The organism is Asanoa hainanensis, assembly GCF_900188485.1.
Classification (GTDB): Bacteria; Actinomycetota; Actinomycetes; order Mycobacteriales; family Micromonosporaceae; genus Asanoa; species Asanoa hainanensis.
In genome coordinates this window covers 743,651-754,498 of sequence record NZ_FZPH01000003.1, presented here as the reverse complement: position 1 = coordinate 754,498, position 10,848 = coordinate 743,651, and the positions used below count along the sequence as shown (strand labels likewise).

The 10,848-nt window shown below is 73.9% G+C and carries 7 protein-coding genes; 2 read left to right on the top strand and 5 right to left on the bottom strand.

The window, feature by feature from the left end; all coding sequences use genetic code 11:
• Positions 1-154 precede the first annotated feature (154 nt).
• The gene (locus CHC05_RS11040; protein WP_089247404.1) at positions 155-670 is read left to right on the top strand and encodes a GNAT family N-acetyltransferase; all 516 of its coding nucleotides are present in this window, start codon (positions 155-157) and stop codon (positions 668-670) included.
• On the opposite strand, the gene CHC05_RS11035 is transcribed toward CHC05_RS11040, so the two are convergent.
• The 3 genes from CHC05_RS11035 to CHC05_RS11025 all read right to left on the bottom strand — a co-directional run bounded on the left by CHC05_RS11035 (position 667) and on the right by CHC05_RS11025 (position 6,867).
• The gene (locus CHC05_RS11035) at positions 667-1,887 is read right to left on the bottom strand and encodes a sensor domain-containing phosphodiesterase (RefSeq protein WP_089247402.1); all 1,221 of its coding nucleotides are present in this window, start codon (positions 1,885-1,887) and stop codon (positions 667-669) included. The two genes, CHC05_RS11040 and CHC05_RS11035, sit on opposite strands and share 4 nt — an antisense overlap.
• A gap of 86 nt (positions 1,888-1,973) precedes the next feature.
• A complete protein-coding gene (locus CHC05_RS11030) occupies positions 1,974-4,706 on the bottom strand; it encodes an AAA family ATPase (RefSeq protein WP_089247400.1) in 2,733 nt (910 codons plus the stop codon).
• Positions 4,707-4,782: 76 nt separating this feature from the next.
• Positions 4,783-6,867 (bottom strand): Hsp70 family protein, encoded by a 2,085-nt coding sequence (locus tag CHC05_RS11025; RefSeq protein WP_089247398.1) that lies wholly within the window; start codon positions 6,865-6,867, stop codon positions 4,783-4,785.
• Between the two features lie 163 nt (positions 6,868-7,030).
• Between CHC05_RS11025 and CHC05_RS41395 the strand changes: the two genes are divergently transcribed.
• Entirely contained in the window at positions 7,031-7,576 is a 546-nt protein-coding gene (locus CHC05_RS41395) for a hypothetical protein (protein WP_089247396.1), read from the top strand.
• Between the two features lie 14 nt (positions 7,577-7,590).
• Here the strand turns inward: CHC05_RS41395 and CHC05_RS11015 are convergent, their stop codons facing one another.
• Positions 7,591-9,063: a dynamin family protein gene (locus tag CHC05_RS11015; RefSeq protein WP_089247394.1), complete on the bottom strand. Its 1,473-nt coding sequence runs from the start codon at positions 9,061-9,063 to the stop codon at positions 7,591-7,593.
• Complete coding sequence (locus CHC05_RS11010; protein ID WP_089247392.1) at positions 9,060-10,832, bottom strand: dynamin family protein; 1,773 nt, start codon at positions 10,830-10,832, stop codon at positions 9,060-9,062. The genes CHC05_RS11015 and CHC05_RS11010 overlap by 4 nt, the downstream gene beginning before the upstream one ends.
• Between the last annotated feature and the right edge of the window lie 16 nt (positions 10,833-10,848).

Below are 10,848 nucleotides of genomic sequence, written 5' to 3'. Positions count from 1 at the left end.
CCTACGACCCGAACCGACACCGCGCCCTCCAAACCCTCCTCCACCAAGATCAACAACCCGAGGGTTGACACAGGACACTCCCGCCGGGGATCGCTCCGCTTCGCTGCGCTTGCCAGCTTCGCGGCTGGTCACCCGCGGGCGATACGGTTTTCGAATGGCGCTGGATATCTCGGTCGAACGCTCAGCGGACGCTGCGGAGCTTGCTGACCTGATCAACCGGGTCTATGCCGACGCAGAAAAGGGGTTGTGGCAACCGGGCACCGACCGCACGAACACCGCGGAGGTTGACTCGGTGATTCGGGCTGGGGAGTTGGCTGTCGCTCGGCTTGACGGTGCTGTTGTCGGGGCCGTGCGGGTGCAGCGACTGGCCGATGGTGAGGGTGAGTTCGGGATGCTCGTCGCCAGTCCCGAACATCGTGGTGTGGGGATCGGGCGGGAGTTGGTGGCGTTCGCCGAAGGGTGGGCGCGGGCCGCCGGGTCGCCGGTCATGCAACTCGAGTTGCTCGTGCCGCGCACCTGGACGCACCCCGTCAAGGAGTTTCTGCGCGATTGGTACACGCGGCTCGGCTATCGCGAAGTTCGCCGCGATCCGTTCGAGCTGGCCTATCCGGTGCTGCAGCCCCGCCTCGCCACCGACTGCGACTTTGTCGTCTATCACAAAGAGCTTTAGCGGTTCAGGCGGCGGACGAGCGGCAGCGTGGCCTCGACCACTCGCTCGCGGTCGTAGCAGACACCCGCCTCGAAGCCGTCGTCCTGCTCGCGGGCGAACACCCCGCTCGCGTAGTGGCTGCCGATGAACAGCACCGTGCGCTCGTGCACCAGCGGGTCGTCCGCCGCCAGCGGCACGCCGCGCGCCCGGCCGGCCGGGGTGCGCTCGATGCCGTGGCCCAGCACGTACACCTCGATGCCCCTGGTCGTGATGTAGCCGTAGCGCAGCCGCGCCTCGTCGTCGAGGTTCGCGGCGTCGGCGAGGTTGACCACCAGGATGGCCGCGTCCGACGTGTGCAGCGCCTGGTTCTCGATGTGCCCCGTCATCGCGGCCAGCAGCGGCGGGGTCGTGAAGTTCACGGCGTCGGTGCGGGACAGCATCTCGAACGGGGTCTCCTCCGGCACCTGCCGCGGCGTCACCCGGGCCAGCTCCAGCGCGGAGCGGTCCGCCGAAGCCGGCAGTGGCCCGGGGCGGCCGAACAGGTAGCCCTGCGCCAGGGTCGCGCCGAGCGACTTGGCCACCTCGAGGTTGCCCTCGTCCTCGATGCCCTCGGCGAGGATCTGCGCGCCGCTCCGGGCGGCCTCGTGCAGGACCGCGTTGACCACGTGCGACACCGCCCACGTCGAGGAGTGCGCCTGCACGACGCTGCGATCGATCTTGATGATGTCGGGGTTGACGAGCGGCATCGCGGCCAGGCTCGACGGTTCGACGCCGACGTCGTCCAGCGCCACCCGGGCGGACAGCCGCCGCGCCTGGATGACGGCGTCCATCAGGGCCGGCGGGTCCTGTGTCACCGCCCGCTCGGTGATCTCGATGACCACCTGCCGCTCCCGCATCAGGTCGGCGAACACGCCCAGCAGCCGATCCCGGAACGGCCCGCGCAGCGTGAGCGGGTCGAAGTTGACGAACAGCGCGAGGTCGGCGAACTCCGAGGAGAGGAAGCTCTCGCCGGCCACACCCGCGCAGAGCCAGTTGAGGTCGGCCGAGCGGCCGAGCCGGGCCGCCGCCTCGAAGAGGGCGGGCGCGGCCTCGTAGCGGCCCGCCGGTCCGCGGGCCAGCGCCTCGAATCCGACGACGCAGCGGTCGGCGATCGAGACAACCGGCTGGAAAACCGGATAGACCGCGCGGTCACGCAGGATCGCCTCGAACTCGTCGTCCCGTGGCTGTTCGACAGCCATCGCGACCAGTCCTCCTCGGGCCGAGTGCAGACCTCGCCCTTGGCGAACGTAACAAGCCCCGGCGCCCTTGACCCCCTATTCGCGCGCTACCCCTGAGCGGACCCGCCCAGCGCTCGGGTCAGCTGGGCCCGGTTGCGCACGCCGTGGCGCCGGTAGAGCCGGGTCAGCTTCGCCTCGATCGCCTTCACCGAGAGGTGGGTGGCCCGGGCGATCTCGCGGTTGGTCGCGCCGGAGAGCACCAGGTCGACGATCCGCCGTTCGGTCTCGGACAGCCCCGGGCCCTGCCCGCCGTCGAGCCGCGACAGCTCGGCCTCCGCCGCGGCCAGCCACGGGGTCGCGCCGACAGCGGCGTACGCGGCGAGCGCCTCGACCAGCGCCGACCGGGACGCGCCCCGCCGGTGCGCGCGCCGCTCCAGCGTCGCGAGCGTGTGCCAGGCCCGGGCGACCTCGAAGGGGTACGGGTGGTCGTCGGCCTCGGCCAGGGCTTCCGCGAGCTCGATCGCCGCTTCCCGGGGCTCGCCCTCGGCCGCCCGGACCAGCGCGCCGGCGCGGGACAGGCCGAGCTGGACGACGCTGCGGCCGAACGCCGCCGCCACCGCTCGGGTCTCGGTCAGCACCTCCGCCGCCTCGGCGAGCTCGCCGACCGCGGCCAGCGCCTCGACGAAGTCGGCGTGCCACAGGAAGATCGCCGGGTCGTTGCGGCCGTGCCGGCGTTCGAGCTCCTGCGCCTTGCGGAACTCGGCCACCGCCGCCTCGGGCGCGCCCTGGAAGAGCAGCACCTGGCCGTACGCCGCGCGGGCCACCCGGAGCCAGTCCTCGTCGCCGGCCGCGGAGCAGGCCTCGATCGCCTGCACGAGCAGCCCGGCCGCGACCGTGGGCGAACCGGCCAGCGTCTCGCCGATCGCGCCGGCGACCAGCCCATGGCCCGTCGTCGCTTCCATGTCGAGGATCAGCCGCATGGTCTCGCGCCCGGCGCGCAGCGCGTCGGCGCCCCGGCCCGCCCGGAAGTAGATCGAGGCGGACGCGAGCAGCACGCTGGACAGGTCGCGCAGGGTGCCGGAGCGCAGCACCGCGTCGCGCTGGGCCTCGATCACGCGCGTCGCCTCGGCGATGTCGCCCGCGTACGACCGGCCGCGCGCGTAGATCGCCGCGGCGTGCACGCTCTCGGTGCTCGGCGGCAGGTCGGCGGCGAGCGACGCGACGTCGCTGAGCAGCCGGGCACTCTCCGGGTCGTGCGCGCCGCGGATCAACGAGCGGCTGGCCAACAGCGAGACGAGTTGCTCGGTCGCGCCGGCCTCGCGGGCATCCTCCTCGCCCCGCTTGAGCTCGGCGTCGGCGAACTCGATGTCACCGTCGTAGTAGGCCTTCAGCGCGCGGTAGTGCCGGACCCGGCAGAGCAGCCCGGGGTCGTCGCCCGCGTCGGCGAACGCCGCGTCGATCACCGGGCCGACGGCCGACTGGTCCTGGCCGGCCAGGTCGACGATGAGCAGCCGCGCGCCGACGCGTACCGCCGGGTCGTCGGAGGCCGCCAGCGCCGCGGAGGCCAGCCGGTGCGCGTCGGCGGTGAGGCCGGCGGCGTCGGCATATCCGGCGGCCGAGTAGCGGCGCGCGGCGGCGACCTCGCGCAACGAGTCGGGCGTGCGCTCGGCGGCGCGCTCGGCGAGGTCGGCGGCGACCGCCGGGGCGCCGCGCATGCGGGCGGTGGTGGCCGCCTCGACGAGCTGCGCGGCCAGGTCCTCGTCGGTGTGCGGCCGGGCCAGCGCCAGGTGCCGGGCCCGCTCGACCGAGTCGTCGGTGCGCCCGGCGATGTGCTCGTGCGCCGCGGCCCGGGCGGCCGGGGCGGCATCGGCGTAGACGAGCTCACGTAGCAGGGGATGGGCGAACCGGACCGTGTCGTCGGGACCGACCGTGGCCACCCCGGCCTCCACCGCCGCTTCCAGCCCGGCCTTCGCGTCGCCGTCGCCGCCGATCAGGGCGACCGTCGGCCGGGCGGCGGCCGCGGCCCGCAGCAGCACCGGCCCGCTCTGCGCGGGCAGGCTGGCCACCCGTTGCGCGAGCAGCGGGCGGAGCCGCTCGGGCACCGGCAGCGGCTGGTCGACCCCGATCGGGCCCGCGCGGGCGACCAGGGTGCGGCTGAGCTCGACCGCGAGCAGGGGGTTGCCCTGGCTGGCCTCGTGCACCCGGGCGATCGTCGACAGCGACAGCACCGGGCCGAACCGGACCCGCAGGAGGTCGGCGGTGTCGTATTCCGTCAGCGGCGGGAGGAGCAGCTCGGAGACGGGCGCCGGGCACAGGTCTGCGTGCCGTGGGCCGGCCGACTCGACCCGTTCGGCGCCGAGGAGCCGCACCCGGGCGGCGCCCAGCCGGCGGGCGACGAAACGCAGGACGCCGGCGCTGTGCGGGTCGACCCACTGGAGGTCGTCGACGAGCAGCAGCACGGTGCGGTTGGCGGCGAGCCGGCGGAGCACCTCGAGCGTGGCGAGCCGGACCGCGAGCTGGTCCTGCGCGGTGACCGGCGCCGCACCGCGCAGCAGGGCGCCGTCGAACGCGGCCCGCAGGTGCCGGGGCAGGCCGTCGCCGCTGATGCCGTCGAACAGGTCGACCAGGGTCAGGTAGGGCAGGCCGGACTCGACCTCGGCGGCGTTGGCCCGCAACACCAGGGCGTCGCCGGCGAGCGCCGGGTAGGCGGCGAGCACGGTGGACTTGCCGATGCCGGCCGGTCCGTAGACGACCACGCTCTCGCCGGCGGTGAGCCGGGCGTGCAGCTGGTCGAGCACGTCGGACCGCCCGACCGGCGCCGTGTCGCGGTTGACTGCCACGTCAGCGAGTCTGCCTTGCGTTTTGCCTGTTGTCGGTCGCCGATCCGGCCTTTTTGCGAAAGCGAAACGCTATTTGCTAGCGACGGTCCTGGATGGTTACGCAGTTGCCTGTTTCGTAGCCGCCCGCTTTGTCCTTGACCAGGAAGTCGCCGGCGTCGGAGATGCGCGCGCAGACCTTCGGATTGGTGCCGATCACGTCGCGGTAGTTGCCCCCGTCGACCGACCGCACCGACGGCTGCTTGTCCTCGAGATAGAAGCGGCCGGGCTGGTCGGACTGGAAGCCCATCCGCTCCGCCGGCGGGTTCGTGCCGTCGCCACCGTAGATGTGCAGGTGGAAGCCGCCGACGTTCTGCGGGGTCGCCCCGCCCCACTCGACGTCGTACTCGACGACGAACTTCGTGTTGTCGACGAAGGCCTGGGTGATGCAGACCCACCGGGCGTTGCTCTGGATGGCCTCGGTGCACTGCTCCTCGGGTGGCAGCACCGCCGCGGTCGCGCCTCCCGTGTTGCCGGGAGGCGTGGTCGGGTCGCCGCCGCCGCCGAACCCGAGGTTGTCGCGGTTGACCCAGAGCGCCGCTCCGGCCAGCGCCAGGACCGCGACGAGGGCGCCGGCGACCAAGGCGGTCCGGCTGCTGCCGCGCCTGGCCGGAGCGGTCGGCGTGGGCGCGGGCGGCGCCGACGGGTAGGAGTACTCGACCCGGTGCGGGCGGGGGTCGAGGACCGGCGCGGGGCCGGAGCCGGCGCGGCCCTGGGCGAAGGCCTGCGTCCGCGGCACGGCCTCCGTCGGTTGGGGTGCGCGCGGCGCGCTCGGTCGGGCGAGCGGAGCTCCGGACAGTGGCTGTGACACGGGAGCGCCGGACGTCGGGCGCGGGGCGGGCGAGACCGACCGCGCCGGGGAGACGGGCCGAGCGGGAGAGACGGGCCGCGCGGGAGAGACCGGCTGAGCGGGGGAGATCGGCCGGGCAGGGGAGACCGGCGCGCTGGGCATCGGGGGCGCGCTCACCGGTGCCGAGCCCGTGGCGCGGGTCGGCGGGTGGTGGATGACCACCGTGGCGGAGCCGCGCGCCGCTCCCGGGTCCGGCGCCTGCGCGGTGCCGCCCAGCGGTGCGGCGGCCAGCCGGGCCGCGCCGAGCGCCACCGCGTGCTTCGGGTGCGCGTCGACCGCGACCGGCCGGTTGAGCTCCGCGGCCACGAGCTGGGCCACGATCGGCATCCGCGACGAGCCGCCGACCAGCAGCACCGAGTGCAGTTGCTCGGCCTCGACCCCGGCCGACCGCAGCGCCCGCCGCAGCGACTCGATCGAGCCGTACAGGGCCGGCCGGACCATGCCCTCCAGCTCGCCGCGGGTCAGCCGGACTTCGGTGGACAGGTTGGGCAGCAGCACCGGGATGGACGCGTCGGTGTCGGCGGAGAGGGCCTCCTTGGCCGCCACGCACTCCTCGCGCAGCCGGGCCACCGCGGCGATGGCGGCCGGGTCGTCCTCGTCGAGCTCGGCCAGCTTGCCGCCGAGCGCCTGGGTGACGTGGTGGAAGACCGCCGCGTCGAAGTCGATGCCGCCGAGCCGCTCGATGCCCTCCGGCTGGCCGAGGATCTCGAAGCCCTGCGCGGTCTTGCGCAGCACCGCCGCGTCGAACGTACCGCCGCCCAGGTCGTAGACCGCGACCGTGGAGCCGGTGTCGATCCGCTGCTGGCTCGCGTAGAAGACCGCGGCGGCCTCGGGCTCGGTGATGAACGAGACCGGCTCCTCGACCCCGGACAGCCGCACGGCCTGGCGCAGCAGGTCCGTCTTGTACGGACCCCAGTTGGCCGGGTGCGAGACGGTGATCGCCCGGGGCGCACCGCCCTCGCGGCTGGCCACCTCGTCGATGGTCCAGCGCAGCAGCCGGCCCATCAGCGCCTCGGCCGAGTACGGCACGCCGCCGAGCAGGATCGGCGTGGTGTCGCCGAACCGGCGCTTGAACTCCCGCGCGACCCGGTGCGGCTCGGACAGCCCGCGCCGGTTGGCTGGCTCGCCGGTCAGGAACGTCTCGTCCTCCCGCAGCAGCACCACCGACGGCACGGCGGCCGCCCGGCTGCCCAGCGAGGCGATCTCCGCGTGGCCCGCACGCCAGGTCGCGGCCGCCGTGAAGGTGGTGCCGAGGTCAACGCCGAGTGCGTACATCGCGGTCGCTCCGGTGGTCGTGGGCAGTTGCTGGATCGAGTGTTCTTGATGGCGCGACGGCGGTCCGGATGCTGTCGGGAGTCCGACCACGGCCGGGCGAAGGGGGTGCGGGAGGGGGATGTCCCCGACGCCGCGGGCGGCCGGCGACCCTAGGGTTGGGCACATGGACGCGCGACCGCTGAAGGACGTTTTCACCGACCTCGTCGGTGACCCGTCGGCGGCCGCGGAGGCCCTCGCCGGAGCGGGCCACGACCTCCCGCCGGACCTGATGGCGGAGGCGGTCGTCAGCTTCGCCGGCAGCGCGCCCGCGGAGGTCGCCGAGCACCTCGCGCCGTTCGTCACCGCGCACAGCGGCGTCCCGGTGGAGTCGGAGCTCGACGAGCCGGCCGGCTGGGCCGAGCTGCTGGCCACGGCGCCCGAGCCCGGTGGCACCGAGCTCGACGACGACGTGCCGCTCGACCTGCCGGTCGGTGACCCCCCCGGCGCCGCCGAGCTGGCCTTCGGCTCCGGCGACACCTCCGGGCCGGGCCCGGACCTCGACCTCGACACGGACCCCGGCGGCGACCTGGACGACGAGCCGGTCGCCGTCGGCGGGGGTCCTTCGGACTACCCGGACGACACCGCGGAGTTCGCCGACCTCGACGCCGAAGCCGTTGACGACGTGGGCGAGCCGGAAGACGACGACGACCTCGACGACCTCGACGGCTGAGCGGCGGGACATGGTCAGCGGGCCCGGCCGTTGAGGTCGGCCAGCAGCCCCTCGCAGGAGCGCACCGCCACCCGGGCCGCGACGGCCATCTCGTGCGCGGTCATCGGGTTCTCCGCGCGGCGCTGCCAGCGCACCAGGGCCTCGGCCGCCGACGAGCGGAGCTGGCCCGCGGCGGCGTCCGGCGGCAGGTCGAGGCGCACGTGCGGCGCGGTGCCGGTGCCGCCGATGACCCGCTCCAGCTCGTCCACCACGGCCGGCTTGCCACCCAGCCAGCCGGCGCGCAGCGTGGCCAGCACCCGCAGCTCGTTGAAGGGATGCGCGGACGCGACGATCTCCTCGACCTCGGCCGCCACGGCCGGGCTGCCGGGCCGGGGCTTCGTGCGGGCCAGCGAGTCGAGGGCCAGCAGCGCGGAACGAGCCTTGAGCACGTCGCGGCGCTCGAAGAACAGCGAGCCGAGCACCTCCTGCAGGTCGGACAGCCCACTGCGCTCGGTCAGCTGGCGGGCCAACCCGGTGGCGGTGATCTGGGCGTTCTGGCGCAGCAGGGTGCTGGCGAGCCGGACGCCGTACAGCCCGAACCGGGCGAGCAGCGCCTCGCGCTCGATCGAGGTCAACCCCAGCTCCGGCAGGGTGTTGACGAAGCGGTCGGCGGTCAGCAACAGCTCCTCGGCCGGCTTGACCTCGAGCGCCGCGACGGCCCGCAGGTGCCGGACCTCGGACTCGGTGAGCGTGGCCGCGGTCTCCGCGAGCAGACCGGCCACGGGTACGACGGTCTGCACCACCCGCCGCACGTTGGCGTCGCCGGCCAGCCGGGCGGCGATCCGCCGGGCGGAGGCCATCGCGTCGAGCCGCCCGACGCCGATCTCGTCGGCTCGGGACAGCACGCCGATCGCGTTGACCGGGTTGGGCCGGGAGACCTCGGTGTCGTGGAACGCGTGCAGGAACTCCAGGTCGTTGGCGTGCAGGTGGCGCATCAGGTAGAGCACCGCGTCGGCCGGCGTCTCCTCGTCGTCGGGGGCGAGCAGCTCCCAGGCCCGCCGGGTGACCCGCTCGGAGAGCGATCCGATGCCGGGAGTGTCGATGAGCGTGGCCCGGCGCAGGGCCTGCGACGGCCAGGTGATGTCGAGCGAGTGCACGTCCTCCGGCGCGATGCCGCCGAGGTCGACCTCGATGGCGCCGTCGTCGCGGCTGAACCGGAGTTGGCGCGCGTCGCCGTTGTGCGGGTGCATGGTCACCCGGTACGTGTGGCCGTCGCGGTACCAGGTGACGATCCGCGTGCACTCGCCGGCGTCCGTCGGTGCCAGCCGGTCGGCCACCAGCGCGTTGAGCAACGTGGACTTGCCGGACTTGACCCGACCGGCGATCGCCACGCGCAACGGCTCGTCGAGCCGCTCCCGCACCTCGGCGATCCGCCCGTCGAACCCGCTGCCCCGGTAGACCCCGGCGGCCCGGGTCAACGCCGCCCGCGTCCGCTCGACCAGAGTCATGCCGCACTCAGCTTGAGCGCCCGCTCGCGGAGCTGGGCCAGTCGGGTCAACTCCGCGTCGAGGTCCTTGAGCCGTTTCTGGCGCTCGGTCTGCGAGCGTTTGGCGGTGTCGGTGGCACCGGCCACCGCGGCCGCCGTCGACCGGTTGAGCTCGTCGGCCAGCCGGGTGTAGTGGTCGCGGAGCTGGCGCTGCACACGGCGCACGGTGTCCCTGCTGTCCTTGCCGCTCACGAAGCTGATCTCGTCGCAGTAGCGGCGCATCGCGTTCTTGCCCTGGGCGCGGCGCTTCTCCAGCTGCCGCTTCTTCTCGTCCTTGAGCCCGCGATGGCCCATCACCACGCCGATGCCGATGCCGATCGGGCCCAGGGCGACGCCCATCAGGCTGCCGAGCATGGTGAACATCAGGGCGCCGCCGTACGCGCTCTTCAGCGCCACCATCGCCTGCTTGCCGGCGGTCATCCGGGCGAGCTCGATCCGGTGCTCGACGGGCCGCTCCTCGACCATCGGGGTCGGGTTGTAGACCTTGAGCAGGCCGACCGCCTCACCCGAGGCCTCGTGGAAGTGCCCGGCGACCTGCTCGCTGAGCTCCTTGGCCCGGCGGCGCAGGTACGTGTAGTTGCCGAGCAGGTCGTAGGAGATCCGGGCGCGCAGCCACTCTTCCATCTCGGGCCACATGTCGGCCGGGTCGACCTCGTCGATCGCGTCGTCGGCCTCCGTCGTGATCTTGCGGATCCGGTCGCGCAGGTCGAAGTCGACGTCGGCCGTCAGGTCGGCGGTGCCGTCGTTGAGCGTCACGCTCCACCGGGCGGCGGCGGTCTTCAGCTCCTCGACCCGGCGCTTGGCGGCGTTGAGGTCGTCGACGATCCGCTGGGCGTTGGCGGGGTCGGCCAGCGCGTCGCGCTCCGCCGTGAACTGGCCGGTGAGCTGGTCGCAGACCGCGAGCACCTCGGCCGCGGCGTCGGCGGACCGGCGGGCCGCGGCACCGCCGCCGACCCGCTCCTGCACGAACTTGACCAGGTCGGGGAACCCGGACTCGACGTTGAGCGCCTGGTCGTTGGCGCGCACCGCGCGCGTGCGCAGCGGCGACGAGACCGGCAGCAGCGGCAGTTCGCCGACCATCCGCAGGTGGCCCGCGTTCAGGTCGCGGATCCGGCGCCAGGCCGGATAGAAGTCAATCTTGGTCATGACGCAGACGACCGTCGGGCACAGCTCGCGGGCCTGGCGGAGGAACTCGACCTCGCTGCGGGTGAGCTCCTGCGCGGAGTCGGTGACGAACAGGACGGCGTCGGCGACCGAGATGGCGGCCAGCCCGGCCGCGGCATGCGCGGAACCCAGCCCGCCGACGCCCGGGGTGTCGACCAGCACCAGCCCGCCATTGAGGATCTTGCGCGGCACGGTCACGTCGACCCGGGCGGGCCGGCGCCCCTCGTCGCCCTCGACGACGTGGCGGCGCAGGTCGGCGAAGTCGACCTGCTCGTGGCGCGGGGGGTTGCCGTCGTGCACCACGGTCGCGGTCTTCTCCTCGCCGTGCCGGACGAACGTGGGCACCGCGGTCGCCACGTCGTCGTCGACCGGGCAGACGGCGATGCCCAGCAACGCGTTGATCAGCGAGCTCTTGCCCTGCTTGAACTCGCCCGCCACCACGATGTGCACCGCCGGGTCGTCGAGCGCGCCGCGGGTCCGGCCGAGCCGCGCGGCGAGATCCTCCCGTCCGTACGCCGTGCAGGCCTTGACGCCGAGGTCGACCAGGGCGGCGGCTGGCTGGGTCATCGCTGCGGTCCCTTCG

What these genes read in the sequence shown, in the direction of transcription:
- CHC05_RS11040 (WP_089247404.1), top strand. Translation starts at nt 155, where the DNA reads ATGGCGCTGGATATCTCGGTCGAACGCTCAGCGGACGCTGCGGAGCTT.
- CHC05_RS11035 (WP_089247402.1), bottom strand. Translation starts at nt 1,887, where the DNA reads ATGGCTGTCGAACAGCCACGGGACGACGAGTTCGAGGCGATCCTGCGT.
- CHC05_RS11025 (WP_089247398.1), bottom strand. Translation starts at nt 6,867, where the DNA reads ATGTACGCACTCGGCGTTGACCTCGGCACCACCTTCACGGCGGCCGCG.
- CHC05_RS41395 (WP_089247396.1), top strand. Translation starts at nt 7,031, where the DNA reads ATGGACGCGCGACCGCTGAAGGACGTTTTCACCGACCTCGTCGGTGAC.
- CHC05_RS11015 (WP_089247394.1), bottom strand. Translation starts at nt 9,063, where the DNA reads ATGACTCTGGTCGAGCGGACGCGGGCGGCGTTGACCCGGGCCGCCGGG.
- CHC05_RS11010 (WP_089247392.1), bottom strand. Translation starts at nt 10,832, where the DNA reads ATGACCCAGCCAGCCGCCGCCCTGGTCGACCTCGGCGTCAAGGCCTGC.